Genomic DNA, 22,304 nt, shown 5'->3' with positions numbered 1-22,304 from the left:
TTACTTCGCCTGCCACACGGGCTGTCTCTTCTCCGCGAACGCCAGTGGTCCCTCCCTGGCGTCCTGCGAACGTAGTACCGTGCCCATCTCGCGCATGGTCCTGCTCCATCCGGGTTCCTCCGCGGCGACGGCGCCGTCGTCGATGCCGGCGGCGACGCGCTTGCTGGCCCACACCGCCAGCGGTGCGTTGACGGTGATCCGTTCGGCCAGCGCCAAGGCGGCGTCGACCACGGTGCCGTCGGGCACGACCTGGTTGACCAGTCCCCACTTGAGGGCGTCGGCCGAAGTCATCGGCTCACCGGTGAACAACAGCTCCATCGCCACCTTGCGCGGCAGTTGCTCGACGATGCGGAACACCCCACCCGCCGCCGCGATCAGACCGCGCTTGACCTCGGGTAGGCCGAACTTGGCGCTCTCCTCGGCGACGATCAAATCGCTGGCCAGTGCGAGTTCGGTACCGCCACCCAGTGCCGTGCCGTTGACCGCGGCGATGGTCGGCTTGTCGACGACGTGTTGCACGTACCCGGCGAAACCCCACTCCGCCCGTTCGGGGTGGTAGATGTTCTCCCGGCGGGAGATGGCCTTGAGATCGGCTCCGGCGCAGAACGACTGGCCCGCGCCGGTGACGACGACCGCACGAATCTCGGGGTCGTGCTGGGCCTCGTGCAGCGCGTCGCCCACCCCGGCGCTGACGGCAGCGTTGACGGCGTTGCGCGCCTCCGGCCGGTTCAGCGTGACCAGCAGGACGTTGCCGCGCCGCTCCGTCAACACAGCGGGGACATCCGTCTTGCCCTCGGTCACAGGAGCTCGAGTATCGTGGCGTTCGCCTGACCGCCGCCTTCGCACATGGTCTGCAGGCCGTACTGGATTCCCTTGTCCTGCATGTGATACAGCATCGTGGTCATGATCCGCGCACCCGAGCCGCCCAACGGGTGGCCAAGGGCGATGGCGCCGCCATTCGGGTTGAGCTTCTTCTCGTCGGCACCGATGTCCTTGAGCCAGGCCAACGGAACCGGAGCGAACGCCTCGTTGACCTCGAAGACGCCGATCTCGTCGATCGACAGGCCGGACCGCTTGAGCGCCTTCTGCGTCGCCGGGATCGGCGCGGTCAGCATGATGACCGGATCGGCACCCGCCAGCACTGCGGTGTGCACCTTGGCCAGGGGCTTGAGGCCCAATTCCTTGGCCCTCTCGGCCGACATGAACAGCAGCGCGGCCGAACCGTCGGAGATCTGGGAAGCGTTGCCCGCGTGGATCACCCCGTCCTCCTTGAAGGCGGGTTTGATTCCTGCCATCTTCTCGACGGTGCCGCCGCGGCGGATGCCCTCGTCCTTGAGCACCGCGTTCCCCTCCTGGTCCGTGATCGCCACGATCTGGTCGTCGAAGGCTCCGGAATCCTGAGCTGCGGCGGCCTTTTCGTGCGATCCGAGGGAGAACTGGTCGAGCGCGGTGCGGTCGAAACCCCACTGTTCGGCGATCATCTCGGCGCCGACGCCCTGGTTGGGGGTCTGGGTGTAGCGGGCGCGGAACGCCTCGGGGTATGGGTGGCCGCCGTTGGCCAGTGAGGCGCCCATGGGCGTCCGCGACATCGACTCGACGCCGCCTGCGACGACGACGTCGTAGTGCCCGGCGACGACACCGGCGGCGGCGAAGTGCACCGACTGCTGGCTCGACCCACACTGCCGGTCGACGGTCACGCCGGGCACGCTCTCGGGCCAGCCGGCGGCCAGCACCGCGGTGCGGGCGATGTCGAGCGCCTGCTCGCCAGCCTGCATGACGCAGCCCCAGATGACGTCGTCGACCAGGGCGGGGTCGACCCCGGCGCGCTGCACGAGTCCGTTGAGCACCTGCGCCGACAATTCACCGGGGTGCACGCCGGACAGTCCGCCGTTGCGCTTGCCGACTGGTGAGCGAACCGCTTCTACGATGACGGCTTCAGCCATGGACATCTCCTTTGACGTGACGATCGGGCAGGCTGCCTGACATGATTTCGAAGGTAGATGAGTAGGTTTACTAGGTCAACCTACTGGTTGGTAGAGCAGCCACCGCGCCGTGGCGCCACATGGTTTACTGAGTTCGACAACAGACGCGCACCCGCAGGAGAAGCCGTGACTCGCAACACGCCGCTGGCACCCATGATGGGGCCGGATGCCGTGGCGCGACGGGGCACCGGCACGACGGTGCGCTCCCCCAAGACCGCCGAACTGGTCGCCGGGACGCTGCGTCGCATGGTCGTCGACGGCCAGCTCAAGGAAGGCGACTTCCTGCCCAACGAGGCCGAGTTGATGACGCACTTCGGGGTCAGCCGCCCGACGCTGCGCGAGGCGGTCCGGGTGCTCGAGTCCGAACGCCTGGTCGAAGTGCGCCGCGGCTCGCGAACGGGTGCCAGGGTCCGCGTGCCCGGCCCGGAGATCGTCGCCCGGCCGGCCGGTCTGCTACTGGAGCTCTCCGGCGCGACCATCGCCGACGTGCTGGTCGCCCGCTCGGGCATCGAACCCCTCGCCGTGCGCCTGCTGGCCACCAGTGCGTCGGAGACCGCCTTCGACGAACTGGACGCCATGCTCGCCGACGACATCCCCGCGGGCTGGGAGTCGGGGCGGTTGGCCGAGGCCACCGGCGAGTTCCACCGCAGAATGGTGGAGCTGTCGGGTAACGCCACCCTGACGATCGTCGCCGGGATGCTGCACGAGATCACGGTGCGCCACACGGCCTTCGCCATCAAGGAGCACCGTGAGGTGTCCAAGGCCGACTACGACAAGTTGATGCGGTCCTACCGCCGCTTGATGACCCTGCTGCGCGCCGGCGACGGAGCGGGCGCCGAGACGCACTGGCGCAAGCACCTCGACACGGCCCGCATCCTGCTGCTGGCCGGTTTCGAGGACGTCAAGGTCCGCGACGTCATGCAGTAGTGGCACCTGCCGACCACGTCACGTGCACGGGCACGTCGTCGGCCCACGGCTGTCGCGTCACCATGTCGGCCACCTGCACGTAACCGCGTTCGAATTCGCCGGTGGCCGCGTCTACCAGGCGGTATTCCTGCCGCTGGCGGTGGATGGGCTGAGCGTCGAGCAACACCACCCGCACCTCGCCCGGCTCGAAGCCACACCGCTCCTGCATCGCGGCGATCAGCTGCTCGTTGTGCATGTGTCCGTCACCGAAGTTCCACCCAATCGCCGTGCTGCACAGCCGTTCTCCCTCGGTGACGACGTAGTCGGCCTCGTCGCCGTCGGCCATCGCCCGGTGCACCAGCGTGAACAGTGCCCGGCCGTGGGTGTTCATCGCCCGGAAGGCGTAACCGGAGTGCAGCATGACCAACGCCTGCTCGGGACTGCCGTAGATGCGCTCCACCTGCGACTGCGGCATGCTCGCGATCGCGACCAGCCCGGCCTTGATCTTCTCCTCCGCCGAAGGCTTCATGCACCACTGCGTGGTGTCCCAGTTGCCCGCGTAGTAGCGCATGCCCGGCAAGAAGGAGACCTTGCGCGGGAACAGGTTTCCGGTCGCCACCGTGGCGACCAGCACGGCGAACAGCACGAGTGGCAGCGGGCTGGTCAGGTCACCGAGACCGATCCCCGGATGCCCGACGAACAGCGCGAGCACGCAGAACATCATGAACACGTTCCACTCGAGCGGTACGCCCATCGGGATGGCCGACAGGATGCCGAAGTGGAAGACCAGCATCACGAATGCCGCGACGGCCGTCACCCAGCCGCCGTGGCTGAAGAACAGCACCAAGGGCACCAAACCCTCGACGGCGGTGCTGAAGTGGGCGACGATCCGCGAGATCCGTCCCGGTCGAAGGTCGTCGGGAAACTTCTCGAAGAAGGCCCGCTTGAACGCCTTGGTACGCACCAGGGGGCTGTTCGACATCATCGTGGAGATGACGAACGGAAAGTGCTTGTTGAGCTTCGAGGTGGCCGCGCCGATCCAGATGACCAGGCACACCAGTTTGGCGGCGATGATCATGTCGACCCCGCCGAACAGGAACGCCACCGTGAACGACGCGTAGACCTCGCCTCGGGCGGCCAGGAAGATCACCTTGTCGCGCAGTCCCGCGACCGCCAGCAGCCCCAGGATCGTCCAGATCTGCCACACCGGGAGCACCCCGACCGTGGTGTCGAGCGCCGGAATCGGACCAGTGCCGCCCGACAGCAAGGCGACCAGCAGCACCACCAACAGCGCCCCGTACAGCGCGGCGTCCAGCGGGGTGCGGGCCGAGCCGCGCGTCAGCGGGAGTCGCGTCGGCCAGGGCGGCAACCGGATCGTCCCCGGCCGCAGCCAGTAGAGGATCGACCCCATCGGCGGGAAGAACCGGTTGTTGAGCGGGCCGAAGCCACACCCCAGCCCGACCACCTCGAAGAGCATCGTGAACAGGACGACCTTCTGGAACACGATCGGTTCGTCGTACCAGGCGGTCACGTCGGTCAGGCCGCCGAGCCCGGTCGTGCTGGCCGCGAACAACGCCCCGGCCAGGACGTAGAGCAGGATCTTGACGACGTAGAACAGGTGCAGCACCACGGGCGTGCCGAATCCCACCTCGGCCCAGTGGCCAGCCAGCGGACGGATCCTCTCGGCGCGGGTGCCCTTGCTCCACTCGGCGAAGTCGACCACCGGCAGGTCGGGCTTGAGAAATCCCATAGCGCAGAGACTAGAACGTGTTCTAGATCTTGCGGGCCACTTTCTCACGGCGCGTGCCGTAAAGTTTGGACCCGTGAGTCCAAACGCCACGGCCAAGCTCACCCCCAAGGGCCGTGCCACCCGCCAGCGGATCGTCGACGGTGCGGCCGCCGAGATTCGCGTCCGCGGCGCGGTCGCCACCACGCTCGAGGACGTGATGGCTCACACCGAGACCTCCAAGAGCCAACTGTTCCACTACTTTCCCGGCGGCAAGGACCAGCTCCTGCTGGCCGTCGCCGAGCAGGAAGCCGAACGGGTCATCAGCGACCAGCAACCGCACCTCGGCGCCCTGACGTCGTGGGCGGCCTGGCAGCGGTGGCGTGACACTGTCGTCGACCGCTACCGACAGCAGGGCCAACTCTGCCCCCTGTCCACCGTGATGTCGGAGATCGGCCGCACGCCCGGCGCTCAGGCCGTGACCACCACGCTGATCGACCGGTGGCGCTCGGAAATCGAGACCGGCGTACGGGCCATGCAGGCCCAGGGCAAGGTCGACACCGGCGTCGACGCGTCGCGCGCGGCCGCCGCGTTGCTCGCGGGCATCCAGGGTGGGGTGCTGGTGCTGATGAGCACCGGCGATCTCGGGTACCTCGAGGCAGCACTCGACGTCGGCATCGCCGCCCTGCGCGGCTAGGACGCCGCCAGCGCGGCGTCGAGCCTCGCCACGTACCGGTCGAGCCCTCCCGCGCCACCCAGAGCCGACTCGGCGGCGTGCACCCCGATGGTGACGGTGTCACCCACACCGCCGACGACGTGGGTCAGGCCCATCATCGGCGACAGTCCGGCCAACGCGGTCGCGAACACCACGGGTGCTCCCCCGAAGGCGAAGTCGGCGGCCCCGAACTTCACGCTGGAGACGACGGTGTTGCCGGTCACCGCCGCCGATCGGACGCTGGGGTCGAATCGTCCCATCCCCCAACGCAACAGCGTCGCCGGCGTCGCCGCGAAGGCCAGATCGTCGGCGCGCATCGCAGGATGGGCCGCACGCAACCGCCTGGCCGCGAGGTCCTCGGCGATGGCGGTCGGCCGTCGCTCCGACGACAGATCGGGGTACAGCCCCACTCCGACGTTGCCAAAGTGGTTGTACGCCAACCGCGGTGGCGGCTTGGTCATGGGCACCTCGGCACCCAGCGCCGACGGGTCGTCGCCGAGGGCCCGAAGTTCCGCGGCCAGTGCGACCGACACCGCGGACAGGGCGGCCACCGTCACCGTCGTCGCGGCCAGTTCGCGACGGTGCCGCGTCACGGTGCGAACTGCCCGCACCCCCGTGGGTCGGTCGTTGGTGCGCAGCGGCGGACGCAACCGGGCCTGCGCGGGCACTGCCGCTGCCTCGACGTCGGCCGTCAACGCGCGGTGCGCCCGAGCGGCGCGAAACCCGGCCAGCGCCAATGCCGCAGGCCCCACCGGCGCGGGACGAATCTCGGGCAGGACGACGCCGGACCTGCCGAACAACAGCGCCGCGTGCGCCGACGTACGCCCGCCGCCGCCAAGGGCATGCGAGATCTGCAGCACCGCGACCACGCCGGGACCGTCGACCCCCGGGACGTCGAGCACGCCGGCGAACAGGTGCAGCCGCCAGGCCGTGTCCGTCGCGTCCAGCGGTCGTTCGACCAGCGCCGCGATCGCCGCCAGGCAGGCCTCGTAGGTGCGCTCCGGCAGATCGTGCACCACGAACTGCGACCGGTCGCCCCCGCGGTGAACCCACCGCGGGTAACCCCGCGACCCGTCGTCGATTCGCCACGCCAATTCCGGACACCCTGCGGCGCGGGCTTCGACCTCGGCGAGCGCGCGCTCGAGGTCGGCGGGTACTCCGGCGAAGCCAAACATCAGCACGGTGTCGTTGGGAATCTTGGCGGCCAGCCAGAACGTCTGCGCGTCGAAGGGCGTCAGTCGGTTCGCCGTCATGCGGCCAAGGCTAGGCTGCGGGCATGCTCCCAGCGCCCAGCGCCGACGGAACCGTGCTCGTCACCGGCGCCTCGTCGGGCATCGGCGAAGAACTCGCTAGGGAATGGGCCCGCCGTGGCCGACACGTGGTGCTCGTGGCTCGGCGTGCCGACAAGTTGCACGCCCTGGCCACCTCGCTCGGATCGGCCGCCGACGTGCTGGCGGCCGACCTCGCCGACCCCGACGAGCGCGCCGCATTGCCCGCCCGGGTCGCCGAACTGGGCCGGGTGGTGGACGTGTTGGTCAACAACGCCGGCCTGAGCACCTCAGGTCCGGTCGCGACGTCGGACCCCACCGCGGAACTCAACCTCGTCGAGGTGGACGTCGCCGCCGTCGTCGACCTGTGCAGCCGCTTCGTCCCCGGCATGGTGTCCCGCGGGCGGGGTGCGGTGCTCAACGTGGCGTCGGTCGGGGCGTTCGGACCGTTGCCGGGACAGGCCGCCTACGGCGCCGCCAAGGCCTTCGTGCTGTCCTACAGCCAAGCCCTCGGACAGGAGTTGTCCGGCACGGGCGTCGCCGTGACGACATTGTGCCCGGGTCCGGTGAAGACGGGTTTCGGTGCGACGGCGGGCATTTCCGACGCCGACGCCGAGGCCGCGTTGCCGAAGGCCATGTGGGTCACCGCGGCCGACGTCGCCGCCGCGGCGGTCGACGGTGTGGCCGCGGGCAAGTCCGTCGTCGTCCCAGGAGCGTTCAACAGGGTCGGCGCAGCGGCGTACCGGCTCCTGCCTCGCCGGTTGCTGTTGCCGATCCTGGCGCGCACCCACCCGGCGCTGAAGAACCGTTAGGGGCCGACGAAGTCGAGGATGCGGCGCGCCACGTCGTCCGACCGGTCCAGCTGCATGAAGTGCCCTGCGCCGTCGACGATCTCGGCTCGGCTGCCGGGCGGCAGGGCAGGTTCAACCCACCGCGAATAGTCGGCCGAAGCACAGCCGTCGGCGGAGCCGTGCAGGTACAGCGTCGGCAGGCGCAGGGGGGCCAGCCAGTGCTCGTGCAGGTCGGCGTAGCGCGGCGGGGGTGCGCTGCCGCGGATGGTCGCCCGGTAGTAGCCGAGGGCAGCACGCCAGTTCTCGGGCGTGCCGATTGCGTCGAGTACCAGCGCCACGTCCGCCGTGGCGTCGTAGCTGGGCGACCACTGCCGCCACAGCCGTGGCACCACCCACTCGGCGGAACGCTCTGGCAGCAACGGCAATTGGAAGTACATGATGTACCAGCTCCGCAGCAGCTGCCGGGGCAGCATGGTGGCGAGCTTGCCTGCGTCGGGCACGCGGCCCAGCGGCCGGAAGCTACCCGCGGGCGGCACCGACATGATGACGGCCTTGTCGAACGGGCTGTCGGGCATGGCCGCCAAACCGGCGCCGGCAATGGCACCCCAGTCGTGTCCGACGAGCACGTCGCGACCGGTCGGGCCCGCCGCGTCGAGCACCCGCAGCGCATCGTCCATCAGGGCCCCGACGTGATAGCTCCCGTCGGCCGAGGTCGAGGACGGCGCGTACCCGCGCATGAACGGTGCCACGACCCGCCAACCGGCGTCGACGAGTGTGGGTGCGACCTTGCGCCAACCGTGGGCGGTGTCGGGAAAGCCGTGCAGACACAACGCAATCGGGGCGCCCTCCGGACCCCAGGACAGCGCCTTGAGGTGGACGTCCGGAGTGGGGACGTCGAGCCAGCGCGGCTCCTCGTCTGCCATGTTCGCTCCTCGAGTAGCCGCGTGCGTCGCCTCAACGTACCTGGCTCACACCTTGCGTACGGCGGCTTCCAGGTCGGCGACGACGATCTTGCGCATGCCGAGCATGGCCGTGGTCGCGGCCGCCGCACGGGCCGGGTCGGGGTCACCGAGTAGCTCGTGGAGCCGGTCGGGAACGATCTGCCAGCTGAGCCCGAAGCGGTCCTTGAGCCAGCCGCACTGGGACTCCTCGCCGCCGTCGACCAGTCGACTCCAGTAGTAGTCGACCTCGTCTTGGTCGGCGCACTGCACGACGAACGACACCGCCTCGCTGAAGGAGAACACCGGGCCGCCGTTGATGCCGACGAACCGCTGCCCGTCGAGGACGAACGTGCCCGAGACCACCGAGCCCGGCGTGCCAGGGCCCGCGTCGGTGTAGCGGGTGAATCCCTCGATCGACGAGTTGGGGAACACCGAGGTGTAGAACTCGGCGGCCTCCTCGAGGTCGTCGTCGAACCACAGGGACGGGGTGATCGCCGGCATGGAAGTGTCCTTACGTCGGAGGAGCGGTCATGGGGGCAGACCGGCGGACCCCGCGAAAGTCATCGGCACGCCGTGGGTAACGTGCGGGGATGGCGAGTAACGAGGCGACCAGCACGTCGACGACCGTGGAGTTCCGCGGCACGGACGACCTCACCCTGGTGGCCGACGAGTGGAACCGCGACGCCCAGGCGGCACCCGAGCGGCCCGCCATCCTGATGCTGCACGGCGGGGGCCAGAACCGGCACTCCTGGAAGAAGACGGGCCAGATCCTCGCCGACGCCGGATTCCACGTGGTCGCCCTCGACAGCCGAGGGCACGGCGACAGCGACCGCTCCCCCACCGCCGACTACTCCGTCGACGCGCTGTGCGCCGACACCCTTAGGGTCATCGAGCAGATCGGTGCGCCGACGGTGCTCATCGGCGCCAGCATGGGCGGGCTGACGGGCATCCTCGCCGCGCACCAGGCGGGTGCCGACGTGGTGGTGAAGTTGGTGCTCGTCGACGTCGTCCCGCGATTCGAGAAGGACGGCAGCGCCCGGATCCGCGAGTTCATGTTCAGCGGGGTCGACGGGTTCGACTCGCTCGAAGAGGCGGCCGACGCGGTGGCGGCCTACCTGCCGCACCGTCCCAAACCGCGCAGCGCGGAAGGGTTGAAGAAGAACCTGCGGCTGCGCGACGGCCGGTGGTACTGGCACTGGGATCCGGCGTTCCTCACCAAGCCTGCCGACGACCCGTTCGTCCGGATGGACGCACTCGAGCAGTCGGCGATAGACCTGGAGATCCCAATCCTGTTGATCCGCGGCAAGTTGTCCGACGTGGTGAGCAGCGAGGGCGTGCAGGACTTCCTCGCCAAGGTGCCGCGCGCGGAGTTCGTCGAACTCTCCGACGCGGGACACACCGCCGCAGGCGACGACAACGACGCCTTCACCGAGGCCGTCGTGGCGTTCGTGGATCGGTGAGTCGAATGACGACCGATCCTGCCGAGCTGGTGGCTGAATTCTGCGCCCTGTGGGTCACGCCAGACGTCGAGACCATTCTGAGCTACTTCACCGAAGATGCGATCTACCACAACATTCCGATGGCACCTGCGAGGGTCTGGCGGCGATTCGTGATCTCCTTCCCATGATGCTCGACGGCATGGAGGGCATCGACTTCATCATTCATCGGCAAGTGGCCCACGGCAATCTCGTGATGAACGAACGCACCGATGTCATGCGCCGAACGAACGGTGCGCGGATCGAACTTCCCGTGATGGGCGTCTTCGAGGTCCGCGACGGACGCATCGCCGCGTGGCGGGACTACTTCGACCTGGCGACGGTGACGGCGGGGTTGGCGTAGCCACTGCCGAATCCCTTGCATCACGGCATCACGGCATCACGGCATCACGGCATCACGGCATCACGGCATCACGGCATCACGGCATCACGGCATCACGGCATCACGGCATCACGGATAAGGATTCTTAGCGGGACGGCAGCCCGTCGCAAGGGTTGTTGCCCGCCTCTGAGCGAATTGGCTATAGCTCTAAAACTCCTGTGTCACAGGGGTTTCAGGAGTCACATCGTCGGATTTTCTGTCGGTGGGTCGTACTAGTGTTCGGGTATGAGTTCGGATCGGGTCACCGCAGCAGTCGCGGGGATCCGGGCTGCCGTGGCCGAACTCATCGAGATGGACTGTGACCAGTTCACCCACCTCGAACTGGTCGAGTTGTTGGGCGAATTGGAGACCGCCACCTGGCAACTCCCCACCGTCGGGCACCGGGTGATCGCCCGGCTGCACCGCGAAGCCTCGCCAACCGAATTGGGCGCCAAATCGCTCGGCGATGTGCTGACCCAACGGTTGCGCATCTCCAACAAGGAAGTCCGGAGGCGGCTCCACGAGGCAGAAGATCTCGGGCCACGCGCGACCGTGACGGGGCAGCCGCTGCCACCGAAGCTCGCACCGACCGCCGACGCCCAAGCCGACGGGGTGCTGGGGCCCGAACACGTGTCGGTCATTCGGGGCTTTCTGGACAAACTGCCCACCTGGGTGGACCCCGAGGTTAGGGAACTCTCGGAGAAGACGTTGGTGCACATCGGGTCCGGCACCGGACCAGAAGAACTGGGCAACACGGCCAAGAAACTCATGACCGCCATCGACCAGGACGGGCCCAAACCCGACGACGTCGAACGGGCCCGCAAGCGGTTCCTGCGACTGGGAAAGCAACAGGCCGACGGGATGACCCCGTTCACCGGGCTGTTGGACCCTGAAGCCCGCGCGACGATCGAGCCGATCCTGTCCAAATTCGCCGCCCCCGGGATGTGCAACCCCGCCGACCACGAACCCCGCACCTCCGGCACCCCGACGCAGGAACAGATCGACACTGACGACCGCACGGCGACCCAACGCAACCACGATGCGTTGATCGCGATCGGTCGAAGCGTGTTGTCCTCTGGTGAGTTGGGTCAGCACAACGGGTTACCGGTCACCGTCATCGTCTCCACCACACTGCAAGACCTCGAATCCGGAACCGGGTCCGGGGTCACCGGCGGGGGCAGTCTGTTGCCGATGGCCGACCTGATCCGGATGGCCGCCCACGCCCACCATTACCTGGCGGTGTTCGACAAGCATTCCAACGAAGCCCTGTACTTGGGCCGGACGAAGCGGTTGGCCTCAGTGGGGCAGCGGATCGTGCTGCACGCCCGCGACCGCGGCTGCACGAAACCGGGCTGCACCGTCCCCGGCTATGGCACCCAGGTCCATCACATGACGGGGTGGGCGAAGAACGGGTTGACCGACGTCGACGACGTCACCCTGGCCTGCGGCGGGGACAACCGCCTGGCCGAGAACGGATGGACCGTGCAGCTCAAGGATGGGGTGGTGCAGTGGATCCCACCCCCGGAACTCGACGTGGGCCAAGCCCGCGTGAATTACCTCCACCACCCCGAGCGACTCCTCGCACCTGACGACGAGAGCGCAGCCTGAGGGAGTTGCCGTGGGGCCTACGGTCGGCGTCAGGAGTCGGTGCGGCGACGACGACCCGCGATCGCAGAGTGGTGCCGGCGGCGTGGCGTACCGCCCGGTCGGGCGCAGCGCCATGGGGCCTACGGTCGGACACGAACGCCCCATGCCGATAATCGACCCGTGTCAGTACCAATGATCGCGATCTATCTGCTGCTCGCCGTGGCCGTCGCGGAGGCCTGCGCCGTTGCGGTCCTGTGGCGGCGGGTCAAGACGCGGGACGAGGAACTCGCCGAGCTGCACCGTCGTCTGGACACCCGCGCCAACCTGCTCACCGGCGGACGCGAGGCCGTCAAGACGGTCTGGCAGACCGCAAACATCCTCCGCAAGGAAGGATTTGGCGCCGCCGTCAGATCCAACATCGAAGACCTCGCCGACTGGGCCGAGGTCGAACGCCCCGACCTGGCCCGACTGACCCCCAACGGTCGGGTCGCCATCATGTTCTCCGACATCGAGGGATCGACGGCCCTCAACGAGCGCATCGGCGACCGCGCCTGGGTGCGCCTCATCGACCGTCACGACAAGATGGTGAGCCGCCTGGTCAAGCGTCACTCGGGCTACGTCGTCAAGAGCCAGGGCGACGGCTTCATGATCGCCTTTGCCCAACCCGAGCAGGCCGTGTGGTGCAGCATGGACCTGCAACGTCAGCTGGCCAAGCGGCCCAACGGGATTCGCGTGCGCATTGGCATACACAGCGGCAAGTCGGTGCGCCGCGGCGACGACCTGTTCGGCCGCAACGTGGCGATGGCCGCCCGGGTGGCCGCGGCCGCCGAGGGCGGTGAGATCCTCATCAGCGAGTCCGTCCGCGACGCCCTCGGCGACGACGTCACCGTCGACGACGGCAGGGACGCACAGCTCAAGGGCTTCAACGGCACTCACCGGCTGTACTCGGTGGCCGTCTAAGGCGACTACTCGCCGGCGCTGGACTCCGCCAGGCGCTGGTGCAGCTTCGCCCGAATGTCCTCGGGGGTGTAGGCCCGTCGCTTGCGCTGGTCGCGTGCAACCAGCGCGCCACCCGCCACCACCCCGGCGACACCGGCCAGCCCGACCCACTTCCAGATGCCTCGCATCGCCATATTCTGCCCGCCATTACCTAAGCTGCCATCGTGACTGCGAACACCGTGACGCTCGACCGCGCGCTGGCCGAGACGCGCACCGGTGACATCTGGCTGTTCCGCGGCGAGTCCGGCCCCGACCGCGCCATCCAGACCATGACCAACGCGCCGGTCAACCACGTCGGCATGACGGTCGCCGTCGACGATCTCCCACCACTGATCTGGCACGCCGAACTCGGCGACAAACTGGAATGCCTCTGGAGCGGCGGGCACCACCGCGGCGTGCAACTCAACGATCTTCGGCAGGCCGTCGAGCGCTGGATGCTCACCTACGGCCAGCGCTGCTGGTTGCGTCAGTTGACCCCGTACGCCACCCGTCGACAAGAGGACGACCTGCTCCGGGTGATCGCCCGGATGGACGGCACCGCCTTCCCGACGACGGCCAAGCTCACGGCGCGATGGTTCCGCGGCCGGATCCCCACCCTGCACGACTGGACCAAAGGCATCCCGATCCTCGACGACCGGGTTCAGCGGATCACCGGGCGTAAGCGGGAGCGACGCCAGAAGGTCGGGCTGGAGACCGCCTACTGCGCGGAGACCGTGGCAGTGACCTATCAGGAGATGGGTCTGCTGGCCACCGACAAGGACACCAACTGGTTCGACCCCGGCAAGTTCTGGAGCGGTGACACCCTTCCCCTCGCCCCGGGTTACGACCTTGGTGACGAGATCTCGGTCGTCCTCTGACCCACGGCTGAGTACCGTAGCGTCGAGGCATGTACCGAACCGTCGCGGTGTTGGCCGCCATCGGCGTTGCGCTCGCGGGGTGCGCGGGGATCGGCGACGAGTCGACCACCTGTCACGACTACACCGGCATGAGCCAGGACACCCGCAGCGCCACCATCGCGAACGTCCTCAAGGCCCGCAACGGGCGCAACGCCTCCACGTCCGACGTCGCCGCACGCGTCGAGGCCACGCTCGAATTTTGTGCCAAGGACGCCAACCGCGACAAGACCGTCGGCGACGTCAGCTGACCCGCAGGGCCGTCGACAGCGCGCGCACCACCGAGTGCTTGCCGAGGTCGACCTTGAAACCGTTCTGGCTCAACGGTCGAGCCCCCGCCATGACCCGCTCCGCGGCCCTCCGGAAGACGGCGTCGGTCGGCGGCTGACCGATCAGCCCGGCCTCGGCGTCGGCCACGCGCCACGGCATCGGGGCGACCCCGCCCAATGCCACCGCGGCGGCGCTGATGAGGCCGTCCTCGACGCGCAATCCGGCTGCCACGGACACCAAGGCGAAGGCGTAGCTGTGCCGATCGCGGACCTTGAGATACCAGGAATGCTCGGCGAACGGCGAAGGCGGGAGCTCGACGCCGACGATGAACTCCGCCGGGTGCAGGGTGTTGTCGCGGTGCGGCTCGTCCCCCGGTAGCCGGAAGAAGTCCTTGATCGACACCGTGCGACGACCGTCGGGCCCGTGCACGTGGACTACTGCGTCGAGGATGGCCAGCGCGACCGCCATGTCGGACGGGTGGATCGCGACGCAGGACTCGCCGACTCCGAAGAGAGCATGCTCGCGGTTGAAGCCGTCCTTGGCCGCGCATCCCGAGCCGGGATTGCGCTTGTTGCACTGCGCGAAGGCGGTTTCCATGAAGTACGGGCACCGGGTCCGCTGCAGGAGATTGCCGCCGACGGTCGCCATGTTGCGCAGCTGAGTCGTCGCACCCGAGAGGATCGCCTGCGACAACACCGGATAGCCAGTGCGGATCAAGGGGTGGTTGGCCAGCGCGCTGTTGGTGACGCCCGACCCGATGAGCACGCCGCCGGATTCGGTGGCGGTGACGTCGCGCAGCCCCAGCCGCCTAACGTCGACGAGCGCCGGTGGTGCTTCGACCCCGCCCTTCATCAGGTCCAGCAGATTCGTCCCGCCGGCGTAGTACTTTCCGCCCGTCGCGACGACGCGGTCGACGGCGCCTTCGACGGTGCTGGCGTGTTCGAACTCGAAGGTCTTCACGTCGTCTCCTCCACCACGACCGCGATGGCGTCGACGATGTTGGCATATGCGCCGCAGCGGCAGATGTTGCCTGCCATGCGCTCGCGAATCTCGTCGTGGGACAGCGCCTTCGGGCCGTGGCACACCGCGGCCCGGCCCGCCTCGAACGACGCGGTGGACAGGTCGCCCCTGGCGTATTCGGTCAGCATGGCATGCGCCGACGAGATCTGCCCCGAGGTGCAGAAGCCGCATTGGAAGCCGTCGCAGTCGACGAACGCCTGCTGAACCGGATGCAACCGGTCACCGTCGGCGAGTCCCTCGACGGTGAGGACGTCGCTGCCGTCGACCGATGCCGCGAGAGTCAGGCAACTGACCACCCGCTCGCCGTCGACCGAGACGGTACAGGCGCCGCAGAGCCCATGATCGCAACCCTTCTTGGTGCCGGTGAGGTGCAAGGTCTCCCGGAGCAGGTCGAGCAGCGTCGACCTGACGTCGGCGGTCACGGTGCGCGTCTCCCCGTTGACGGTGAGCGTGACGTCTCTCATGGGGTGCCTCCGTCGGCGTCGAACGGTGTCATCAACTGCTCCAGGGTGATCGGCAAGTCGCGCAGTCGTTTGCCAGTGGCGTGGAAGATGGCATTCGAGATCGCCGCGGGCACACCGCAGGTGCCGATCTCGCCGATCCCCCGCACCCCGACCGGGTCGAGGCCATAATCGGGCACGTCGACGAAGCCGATGTCGAATTCCGGTCGGTCGGCGTGGGTGGGCAGGTAGTACTCGCCGATGAGTTGCGCCGTGTGGACGTCGTAGGGCACCTGCTCGAGCAGAGCCATGCCGAGCCCAAAGGTGATGCCGCCCATCACCTGGTTGCGCGCCAGCTTGGGGTTGAGCACCCGGCCGCAATCCATCATCGCGACCCAGCGGGTCACCGAGACGCGGCCAATCTCCTCGTCGACGGTGACCTCGCAGAAATGCGCACCGAACGACTGGGATGTCGCACCGCCCTCTGCCGCGCCCTCGCTGGTCGTGATGAAGGTCAGGGTCTCGAGTTGACCGGCGGTCAGGCGGTCCAGCCGGCCGCCCATGTCGTCCAACCGCCGTCGCCACTCCGTGGCGGCCTCGTACACCGCCGACCCTACGGTGGCCGTCGTCTGCGAGGCTCCGCTGTAGGGCGCGTCGGGGAACAGCGAGTCGCCCGAGTCGAAGCCGACGTCGTCGACGTCGAGGCCCGCCGCGTCGGCGGCGAGCTGGGTCATCACCGTGCGGACCCCGGTACCGACTTCGTGTGTAGCAGAGGCGAACCGCACCCTGCCGGTGGCGTCGGTCGTGACGCGGCAGCTCGCCGGCATGCGCCGACCGGGGTAGGTGGCGGTGGCCATTCCCCAGCCCACTCGGAGACCGTCGCGGTGCAACGACCGCGGGGCCATCGGCCGTTCGTCCCACCCGAAGCGCTCGGCGCCCTGCAGGTAGCACTCGCGTAGGTGCTTGCCCGACCACGGCTTGCCACTGGCTTGGTCGCGGTCGGTGCCGTTGCGCAGCCGAAGTTCCATCGGGTCGACGTTCGAGGCGTAGGCCAGCTCGTCCATTGCGACCTCGAGGGCGAACAGGCCGGGGGCTTCACCCGGACCACGCATGAAACACGGTGTGGGATGGTTGATTCGGGCGACGGTGTGGGAGACGACCAGCCGTGGCGAGTCGTAGAGGAACCGGGCAGACAGACCGACGGGCTCGCAGAAGTGCGCGACGGTGGACGTCTCGGTCAGGGTGTGCTGCTCGGTGCTCAGGATGTGCGCGGCGTCGTCGGCGACCAGGGACAGGTGCTGTTCGGTGCGTGGGCGGTGGCCCGTGGAGGAGAACATCTGATCGCGGGTGAGGACGAGCTTGACCGGACGCCCGACGTCCCGCGCGGCGACGGCGCACAGCGCGACGTGCATCCAGAGGAAGCTCTTCGAGCCGAACGCGCCGCCGACGAGGGGAGACAGGATGCGGATCTTGGCCTCAGGGATGCCGAGGTAGGCGGCCAGTGCCATGCGCTCGCCGGTGATCCAGCGGGTCGTGTCGTGGACGGTGAGGACGTCGTCGTCCCACTGCGCGACCGTCGCCGACAGTTCGATCGGGTAGTGCGTGTTCAGCGGGGTGGTGTACGTGGCCGAAACCCTTGCGGCGCCCAACGGTTCGTCGGCGGCTCCCCGGCTGTCCTGCAGCTTCTCCTCCTCGAGCTTGACGAAGTGATCGGGCTGGTAGACCCCGTGACGAACGGCCCCGTCGCCGATCCCGAATCCGTCCGCGTCGCCGAGCACGTCGCGCGCGCTGAGCTGGGGTTGGGCCCTCTCGTAGACCAGTTCGAACGACGCCGCCGCGGCCGTGGCGTTCTCCAAGGTGTCGGCGACCACCAGCGCCATGTGTTGCCCGACGTGTTGCACGGTCAGATCGGACAGCGGCGGGCGACGCTCCAGCGGGAGGTCGTCGCTCATCTGTCGCGGCGGGGCATGCAGCGCAGGACTATTCAGCGGCGTGAGGACGTGCAGCACTCCCGGCGCGGCCAGGGCGCGCTCGGTGCTCGCCCGTAGCGAGTCGGCGGTCACGGTGCCGTGCGGGATCTCCGATTGCACCAGAACGGCGTACGTGATTCCCGGGACGACGACGTCGGCGGTGTAGATCGCCTGGCCGGTCACCTTCTCGACGCCCTCGACTCGGTTCATCGGCGTGCCGACGACCATCGTTGCGTCCCCCGTCGCCCTCATGTCGTCCACCTTCGCCTCTCACCACGTTCCACGTCGACGCTGCTGGCCACCATCACCAATACCGGTTAGCGGGTATCGGCGCATGCCGAATGATCGGGTCCTGCTGGGCCGAGCAGTGATTGGTCGGCCAACCGGATGCCCGCCCGCGCGATCGATTCCAGGTGCGTGAGCCGGTGCGCCTCCCAGGATGCGAGTCGCCGTCGGGGCAGGCTCGCGGGCGGCGTCCACCCCTGCAGGGCATCGGCCAGGGTGGCGGCGTCGCCAAGCGCCTTGGACGTGCCGGAGGCGGTGTGCGGTCGCACCGTTCCGGCCGCGTCGCCGAGCAGCATGACGCGGTCGGCGACCATCCGGGACGGCGGCAGGTCGAACACCGGTTGCATGAACACGCGCGACCGCCCGACCAGTTCGACGAAGGGGCCGGGCAGCGTCCGCTCGGCCAGGGTGCTGACCTCGGTCAGATTCTCCGCGGTCAGCTCCCCCGGCGGCAGGAAGTTGTCGTAGCGCCGGCCGGACGTGCCGGTCAGGAACCGCTCGAGGCAGCGCTCGGCGGTGTTGACGTACCAGACCCAGTTGACGCGTCGCGAGCCGCGCTCGAGCTCTCCGTTGGCGCCGGGAACCAGATAGCACAGCATCTGCATTCCGGGCGCGCCGAAGGAGGTGAACCGTTCGGCGAGCAGGTCGACGAGGTGACCGGGCAGGGCGCCCTCCGGCTCCAGTCCGCGCCACGCGACGTAGCCGGCGTAGGAGACGTCCCCCGGCAGGTGCAGCAGGCGACGGGTCGTGGACCCGACACCGTCTGCGCCGATGACGAGGTGGGTGGTCGTCCTGTAGCCATCGTCGAATGTGGCTGTGACACCTACGTCTTCGGCACTCAGACCCTCGAGTTCACTGCCAAGTCGGTAGCAGACCTCGCCGAGCGGCACCCGCAGCGTGGCGTCGAGGGTGTCCCACGCCGTCATCCACTGCGGCGCGTCGTATCGGCCGATCCGGCCGTCGCGGTGCAGCTGTTGACGTTCGCGCAGTCGAACGCTGACCGACGGCACCGTGACGCCGAGACGGGACAGCAGCGATTCGACCTCGGGCTGCATGACGATGCCTGCGCCACGGGGCTGGGTGCGGTCGACCGAACGCTCGTAGACCGTGACGTCGGCACCGATGGACCGCAATTCGTGGGCGGCCGCGAGTCCGCCGACGGACCCGCCGACGATCGCCGCCGTGAACGTGTGGGCGGCGGCAGTGGTCATGACGGCCAGCGTCGTCGGCATGGTCGCGCGCGGCAATGTCGGCGCGCACATACTTTCTCCAGAAGCATGTTCTCGACTACACGCTCGCCACGTCGAGCACCGTCAGCGCGGCACTGAATTGCAACGCCACCGCCGGGTCTGCGAGGTCGGCGTCGCAGAGCTGTTCGATGCGGCGAAGCCGTTGCGCGACGGTGTTCGGGTGAATGTGCAACGCGGCGGCCGTTCGGCTGCGGTCGAGCTTGCAGGCGAAGTGGGTGCGCAGCGTCTGGACCAGGTCGGTGCGGTGGGCGGTGTCGTAGTCGTGCAGCGGATCCAGCGTGCGCCCCGCGAACGCGACCAACTGCGTGGAGTCCTCGAGCTGGAGCAGCAGGCCGAGGACGCCTAGCTCCTCCAGTCGCACCACGGTGTTGGTGCGCCCGGCGCGCATGGCGATGTCCAGCGCGCCCTTCGCCGTCCGGTACGCCTCGCTGTAGCCGTGCTCCCCCGGTGCCGAGACCGCGACCGTCGCGTCCGCCGACCGGGACACCGAACCCATTGCCCGGCGGATCAATTCGGCCGCGTCCTCCCCCGATTGACCGTCCGCCGGCCACAGCGTCACGACGTTGCCGCGATGCATCGCGGTGAGGGGCCGCGGCCGCCGCGAGTGCGCGAGTTCGGCGACCAGGGTCAGCGACCGTTGATAGATCCGGCTGTCGGCGGGCTCGTCGGCGGAGCCAAGTGCTCCCACCACCACCACGTGGGGTCGCGTCGGGTCGTGACCCAACCGCTGAGCGCGCTGCACCAGCTGATCGGAGATGCTCGGCCCGCTGCTGAACAACTCGGCCAGCAGCTCACCGCGCAGTCGGTGCTCCACTTCGGCCGCGGTCCGAATGCGCAACAGCTCGAGCGAGATCACGATCGACGCGTGTTCGACGGCACGGACGCCGACCGGATCGAGTGCCGATTCCCCCCGGGGGAACCAAATTCGGGCCACCGCGTCGTCACCCAGCCGGGCGACGGAGACGAAGTACGCCGAACCGTCGGGGCCGTCGAGCAGCACCGGAGCCGACGCCACCGACGCGTCGGCGACGGCCGTGGCGCGCCAGTCGTCGTCGGGCAACTCTGCGGCGTCACCGGCGGTGGCGAGGACGACGTTGCGGGCGTCGTCGATCAGCACGGGGCGCCCGATCAGCTCGGCGACGACCGCGGCGATGCCGCTGAGACCGCCCGACCGCAACGTCACCGACAGCAGGCGCTCGTGGATCTGCTCCGACCGGGTCAGCGCGTCGCGTTGTTCGCGCAGCGACTCGTTGAGTTGGCGCAGCTGGTCGAGCCTGCTGGCCGACGTCAGCGCGATCGCGGCGTGGTTGGCCAGCAGGGTCAGCCGTTCCACCTCGCTGCTGGTGAAGGTGTGCACGGGGCCGTAGTACCCGTTGAGGGTGCCCAGGATCTGGTCACCGGCGACGAGCGGCACGCAGATGATCGCGCGGTACCCCTGTTCACGGGCGACGCCACCCCACGGGGTGAACTCGGCTTCGGCGTCGATGTCGCCGATGGCGACGGGCTGGCCGGTGTCGAAGGCTTGGCTCGACGGTGAGCCGCTGCCGAGCCGGACCGGTCGGTCGGTGTTGACGCGATTCACGTAGTCGTCGGACAGTCCGCTCCACCCCTTGATGACGAGGGCTTCCCCGGCCGAGTTCGGAGTCAGGACGCCGCAGAAGTCATAGCCAAGAAGCGATCTCGCCGTGTCCGCGACGAGGTCGAGCACGTGGCGAAGGTCGCCAGCCGACGTCGACGCCGAACTCAGCTCCCGCAGCGCGCTCAACCACGTCACCAGTTCGGCCGCCGGCCGCCGCCCCGCATCCACCGCCATGCCAACCAGCATTCCACGGGGGTGTTCTCGAACACACAGCATTCGCCAGATGATGTGTTCGTCGACATTGAGGGCCACGCGGGCTGTGACGACACTCATAGTCATGACCAGCACCGTCCCCGGCGCCAACGCCACCAGCGCCGACGTCCGCGACATCCTCAACCCCGCCACCGGCGCCGTCATCGCGACCGTCGCCGAGCACGGCGCCACCGGCGTCGACGCGGCCGTCGCCACGGCCAAGGCGGCCTTCGACAGCGGGCCCTGGCCCGCGATGGTGCGCAGCCAGCGAGCGCGCCTGCTGTTGCGCATCGCCGACGCGATCGAGGCCAACGCCGACCGGCTCTACACGCTGGAGGCCGAGAACAACGGGCGGCCGATCACCGAGACCCGCGCGCAGTTGTCCCGGGTGCCGGAGTGGTTCCGTTACAACGCCGGACTGCTGGCCGCCCAGCGCCAGGCCGTGCTGCCCGGCGACGGCCCGTACCTGACCTACCAGGAGCGCCGCCCGCTCGGCGTCTGCGGCATCATCACGCCCTTCAACCACCCTCTGCTGATCCTGGCACGCAGCGTGTCCGCCGCTCTGGCCAACGGCAACACCGTCGTGGTCAAACCCTCGGAGCTGACACCGCTGACGACACTCGTGCTGGCCGACGTCATGGCCGAGGCCGGCCTGCCCGACGGCGTGGTCACCGTGGTCACCGGCGCCAGGGAGGCCGGCGCCCGGCTCACCCAGCACCCCGACGTCGCGAAGATCACGCTGACCGGCGGTACCGAGGCGGGCCGCGCGGCGGCAGTCGCTACGGCGTCGCGCTTCGCGCGCGTCACCGCCGAACTCGGCGGCAAGACTCCCGTCATCGTGTTCGGCGACGTCGACCCCGTGGTCGCCGCCGAGGGAGCGGCGTTCTCCGCGTTCGTCGCCGCCGGGCAATCTTGCGTTGCCGGCTCGCGATTCCTGGTGCAGCGCAACGTCTACGACCGGTTCGTCGCCACCCTGTCGGCCCGCGCCCGGGCCATCCGCATCGGTGATCCCACCGACGCCGACACGCAGCTCGGCCCGCTGATCAGCGCCCGCCAGCGCGACAAGGTTCAGGCCCTCATGCGCGCCGGCGTCGACGAAGGCGCCCGACTCGCCGCTGGCGGCGGAGTGCCCGAACTGCCAGAAGCGTTGCGGGACGGCTTCTTCCTCGAACCCACCGTGATCGCCGACGCCACCATGGCCAACACCGTCGCCATGGAGGAGATCTTCGGCCCGGTCGCCGTCGTCATCCCGTTCGACGACGAGGACGAGGCCGTACGGATGGCGAACGACAACCGCTACGGTCTCGGCGCCGGAGTGTGGACCACCGACGTCGGCCGCGCTCATCGCGTCGCCTCCGCCATCGTGGCGGGGATGGTCTGGGTCAACGACCACCACCGCCTCGAGCCGTCCCTGCCCTGGGGCGGCGTGAAGGAATCCGGCCTGGGCAAGGACGCCGGATCCGAATCGTTCGACGACTTCTCCTGGATCAAGACCGTCGTCGTCCGCACCGCCGCCGATCACGTCGATTGGTACGGCGGTGGGGAAACCACCCGGTTGAACTGATCCGACATC

At 68.8% G+C, this 22,304-nt stretch carries 21 protein-coding genes and 1 pseudogene; 10 read left to right on the top strand and 12 right to left on the bottom strand.

Translation table 11 applies throughout. The features are described from left to right. Both H7K45_RS04110 and H7K45_RS04105 read right to left on the bottom strand, forming a co-directional pair. Positions 1-801 carry a crotonase/enoyl-CoA hydratase family protein gene (locus tag H7K45_RS04110; protein ID WP_263994503.1) on the bottom strand — a complete coding sequence of 267 codons (801 nt, stop codon included), beginning with the start codon at positions 799-801 and terminating at the stop codon, positions 1-3. After that, positions 798-1,943 (bottom strand): thiolase family protein, encoded by a 1,146-nt coding sequence (locus H7K45_RS04105; RefSeq protein ID WP_263994502.1) that lies wholly within the window; start codon positions 1,941-1,943, stop codon positions 798-800. Before H7K45_RS04105 ends, H7K45_RS04110 begins: the two co-directional genes overlap by 4 nt. 165 nt (positions 1,944-2,108) lie before the next feature. Here H7K45_RS04105 and H7K45_RS04100 point away from each other — a divergent pair, with 165 nt between their 5' ends. Next, a complete protein-coding gene (locus tag H7K45_RS04100; protein ID WP_263994501.1) occupies positions 2,109-2,909 on the top strand; it encodes a FadR/GntR family transcriptional regulator in 801 nt (266 codons plus the stop codon). Here the strand turns inward: H7K45_RS04100 and H7K45_RS04095 are convergent. Beyond that, positions 2,899-4,638, bottom strand: a complete 1,740-nt coding sequence (locus tag H7K45_RS04095) for a DUF3556 domain-containing protein (protein WP_263994500.1) — start codon at positions 4,636-4,638, stop codon at positions 2,899-2,901. The two genes, H7K45_RS04100 and H7K45_RS04095, sit on opposite strands and share 11 nt — an antisense overlap. Before the next feature lie 73 nt (positions 4,639-4,711). Here H7K45_RS04095 and H7K45_RS04090 point away from each other — a divergent pair, with 73 nt between their 5' ends. Beyond that, positions 4,712-5,311: a TetR/AcrR family transcriptional regulator gene (locus tag H7K45_RS04090; RefSeq protein ID WP_263994499.1), complete on the top strand. Its 600-nt coding sequence runs from the start codon at positions 4,712-4,714 to the stop codon at positions 5,309-5,311. On the opposite strand, the gene H7K45_RS04085 is transcribed toward H7K45_RS04090, so the two are convergent. Then, the gene (locus H7K45_RS04085) at positions 5,308-6,582 is read right to left on the bottom strand and encodes a WSD1 family O-acyltransferase (protein ID WP_263994498.1); all 1,275 of its coding nucleotides are present in this window, start codon (positions 6,580-6,582) and stop codon (positions 5,308-5,310) included. The two genes, H7K45_RS04090 and H7K45_RS04085, sit on opposite strands and share 4 nt — an antisense overlap. A gap of 23 nt (positions 6,583-6,605) precedes the next feature. On the opposite strand from H7K45_RS04085, the gene H7K45_RS04080 reads away from it, so the two are divergent. Beyond that, complete coding sequence (locus H7K45_RS04080; protein ID WP_263994497.1) at positions 6,606-7,409, top strand: SDR family NAD(P)-dependent oxidoreductase; 804 nt, start codon at positions 6,606-6,608, stop codon at positions 7,407-7,409. Here the strand turns inward: H7K45_RS04080 and H7K45_RS04075 are convergent. Next, positions 7,406-8,311 (bottom strand): alpha/beta fold hydrolase, encoded by a 906-nt coding sequence (locus tag H7K45_RS04075; RefSeq protein ID WP_263994496.1) that lies wholly within the window; start codon positions 8,309-8,311, stop codon positions 7,406-7,408. The two genes, H7K45_RS04080 and H7K45_RS04075, sit on opposite strands and share 4 nt — an antisense overlap. A 45-nt stretch (positions 8,312-8,356) precedes the next feature. After that, positions 8,357-8,830 (bottom strand): VOC family protein, encoded by a 474-nt coding sequence (locus tag H7K45_RS04070; protein WP_263994495.1) that lies wholly within the window; start codon positions 8,828-8,830, stop codon positions 8,357-8,359. Between the two features lie 89 nt (positions 8,831-8,919). Here H7K45_RS04070 and H7K45_RS04065 point away from each other — a divergent pair, with 89 nt between their 5' ends. From H7K45_RS04065 to H7K45_RS04050, 4 genes and pseudogenes are all read left to right on the top strand, one after another. Then, on the top strand, positions 8,920-9,789 hold the full coding sequence (locus H7K45_RS04065; protein ID WP_263994494.1) for an alpha/beta fold hydrolase: 870 nt from the start codon (positions 8,920-8,922) through the stop codon (positions 9,787-9,789). A 5-nt stretch (positions 9,790-9,794) separates the two neighbouring features. Further along, positions 9,795-10,168, top strand: a pseudogene (locus tag H7K45_RS04060) (limonene-1,2-epoxide hydrolase family protein). A gap of 264 nt (positions 10,169-10,432) precedes the next feature. Beyond that, positions 10,433-11,794, top strand: coding sequence for an HNH endonuclease signature motif containing protein (locus H7K45_RS04055; protein ID WP_263994493.1), 1,362 nt, complete (start codon positions 10,433-10,435; stop codon positions 11,792-11,794). Positions 11,795-11,965: 171 nt separating this feature from the next. After that, the gene (locus H7K45_RS04050; RefSeq protein WP_263994731.1) at positions 11,966-12,733 is read left to right on the top strand and encodes an adenylate/guanylate cyclase domain-containing protein; all 768 of its coding nucleotides are present in this window, start codon (positions 11,966-11,968) and stop codon (positions 12,731-12,733) included. A gap of 5 nt (positions 12,734-12,738) precedes the next feature. Here the strand turns inward: H7K45_RS04050 and H7K45_RS04045 are convergent, their stop codons facing one another. Next, positions 12,739-12,900: a hypothetical protein gene (locus H7K45_RS04045; RefSeq protein ID WP_263994492.1), complete on the bottom strand. Its 162-nt coding sequence runs from the start codon at positions 12,898-12,900 to the stop codon at positions 12,739-12,741. 36 nt (positions 12,901-12,936) lie between these two features. Between H7K45_RS04045 and H7K45_RS04040 the strand changes: the two genes are divergently transcribed. Next, a complete protein-coding gene (locus H7K45_RS04040; protein WP_263994491.1) occupies positions 12,937-13,629 on the top strand; it encodes a guanylate cyclase in 693 nt (230 codons plus the stop codon). Between the two features lie 29 nt (positions 13,630-13,658). After that, positions 13,659-13,916, top strand: a complete 258-nt coding sequence (locus H7K45_RS04035; protein ID WP_263994490.1) for a hypothetical protein — start codon at positions 13,659-13,661, stop codon at positions 13,914-13,916. Here H7K45_RS04035 and H7K45_RS04030 read toward each other — a convergent pair. The 5 genes from H7K45_RS04030 to H7K45_RS04010 form a co-directional block, all read right to left on the bottom strand. After that, positions 13,909-14,895 (bottom strand): FAD binding domain-containing protein, encoded by a 987-nt coding sequence (locus H7K45_RS04030; RefSeq protein WP_263994489.1) that lies wholly within the window; start codon positions 14,893-14,895, stop codon positions 13,909-13,911. The genes H7K45_RS04035 and H7K45_RS04030 overlap by 8 nt on opposite strands. Next, positions 14,892-15,419 (bottom strand): (2Fe-2S)-binding protein, encoded by a 528-nt coding sequence (locus H7K45_RS04025; RefSeq protein WP_263994488.1) that lies wholly within the window; start codon positions 15,417-15,419, stop codon positions 14,892-14,894. The genes H7K45_RS04030 and H7K45_RS04025 overlap by 4 nt, the downstream gene beginning before the upstream one ends. Then, positions 15,416-17,617, bottom strand: coding sequence for a xanthine dehydrogenase family protein molybdopterin-binding subunit (locus H7K45_RS04020; protein ID WP_263994487.1), 2,202 nt, complete (start codon positions 17,615-17,617; stop codon positions 15,416-15,418). Before H7K45_RS04020 ends, H7K45_RS04025 begins: the two co-directional genes overlap by 4 nt. Positions 17,618-17,682: 65 nt before the next feature. Further along, entirely contained in the window at positions 17,683-18,861 is a 1,179-nt protein-coding gene (locus H7K45_RS04015; RefSeq protein WP_263994486.1) for an FAD binding domain-containing protein, read from the bottom strand. A gap of 76 nt (positions 18,862-18,937) precedes the next feature. Further along, on the bottom strand, positions 18,938-20,713 hold the full coding sequence (locus H7K45_RS04010; protein ID WP_263994485.1) for a helix-turn-helix domain-containing protein: 1,776 nt from the start codon (positions 20,711-20,713) through the stop codon (positions 18,938-18,940). A 103-nt stretch (positions 20,714-20,816) separates the two neighbouring features. Between H7K45_RS04010 and H7K45_RS04005 the strand changes: the two genes are divergently transcribed. After that, entirely contained in the window at positions 20,817-22,295 is a 1,479-nt protein-coding gene (locus tag H7K45_RS04005; RefSeq protein ID WP_263994484.1) for an aldehyde dehydrogenase, read from the top strand. Positions 22,296-22,304 lie beyond the last annotated feature (9 nt).

The organism is Mycobacterium yunnanensis, assembly GCF_025823185.1.
In the GTDB taxonomy this organism is placed as follows: domain Bacteria; phylum Actinomycetota; class Actinomycetes; order Mycobacteriales; family Mycobacteriaceae; genus Mycobacterium; species Mycobacterium yunnanensis.
The sequence above is the reverse complement of the archived record's forward strand: the minus strand, read 5'-3'. Positions and strand labels throughout refer to the sequence as shown.

What these genes read in the sequence shown, in the direction of transcription:
- H7K45_RS04085 (WP_263994498.1), bottom strand. Translation starts at nt 6,582, where the DNA reads ATGACGGCGAACCGACTGACGCCCTTCGACGCGCAGACGTTCTGGCTG.
- H7K45_RS04005 (WP_263994484.1), top strand. Translation starts at nt 20,817, where the DNA reads ATGACCAGCACCGTCCCCGGCGCCAACGCCACCAGCGCCGACGTCCGC.
- H7K45_RS04045 (WP_263994492.1), bottom strand. Translation starts at nt 12,900, where the DNA reads ATGCGAGGCATCTGGAAGTGGGTCGGGCTGGCCGGTGTCGCCGGGGTG.
- H7K45_RS04070 (WP_263994495.1), bottom strand. Translation starts at nt 8,830, where the DNA reads ATGCCGGCGATCACCCCGTCCCTGTGGTTCGACGACGACCTCGAGGAG.
- H7K45_RS04020 (WP_263994487.1), bottom strand. Translation starts at nt 17,617, where the DNA reads ATGAGGGCGACGGGGGACGCAACGATGGTCGTCGGCACGCCGATGAAC.
- H7K45_RS04080 (WP_263994497.1), top strand. Translation starts at nt 6,606, where the DNA reads ATGCTCCCAGCGCCCAGCGCCGACGGAACCGTGCTCGTCACCGGCGCC.
- H7K45_RS04065 (WP_263994494.1), top strand. Translation starts at nt 8,920, where the DNA reads ATGGCGAGTAACGAGGCGACCAGCACGTCGACGACCGTGGAGTTCCGC.
- H7K45_RS04050 (WP_263994731.1), top strand. Translation starts at nt 11,966, where the DNA reads ATGATCGCGATCTATCTGCTGCTCGCCGTGGCCGTCGCGGAGGCCTGC.
- H7K45_RS04095 (WP_263994500.1), bottom strand. Translation starts at nt 4,638, where the DNA reads ATGGGATTTCTCAAGCCCGACCTGCCGGTGGTCGACTTCGCCGAGTGG.
- H7K45_RS04105 (WP_263994502.1), bottom strand. Translation starts at nt 1,943, where the DNA reads ATGGCTGAAGCCGTCATCGTAGAAGCGGTTCGCTCACCAGTCGGCAAG.
- H7K45_RS04075 (WP_263994496.1), bottom strand. Translation starts at nt 8,311, where the DNA reads ATGGCAGACGAGGAGCCGCGCTGGCTCGACGTCCCCACTCCGGACGTC.
- H7K45_RS04010 (WP_263994485.1), bottom strand. Translation starts at nt 20,713, where the DNA reads ATGGCGGTGGATGCGGGGCGGCGGCCGGCGGCCGAACTGGTGACGTGG.
- H7K45_RS04035 (WP_263994490.1), top strand. Translation starts at nt 13,659, where the DNA reads ATGTACCGAACCGTCGCGGTGTTGGCCGCCATCGGCGTTGCGCTCGCG.
- H7K45_RS04025 (WP_263994488.1), bottom strand. Translation starts at nt 15,419, where the DNA reads ATGAGAGACGTCACGCTCACCGTCAACGGGGAGACGCGCACCGTGACC.
- H7K45_RS04055 (WP_263994493.1), top strand. Translation starts at nt 10,433, where the DNA reads ATGAGTTCGGATCGGGTCACCGCAGCAGTCGCGGGGATCCGGGCTGCC.
- H7K45_RS04015 (WP_263994486.1), bottom strand. Translation starts at nt 18,861, where the DNA reads ATGACCACTGCCGCCGCCCACACGTTCACGGCGGCGATCGTCGGCGGG.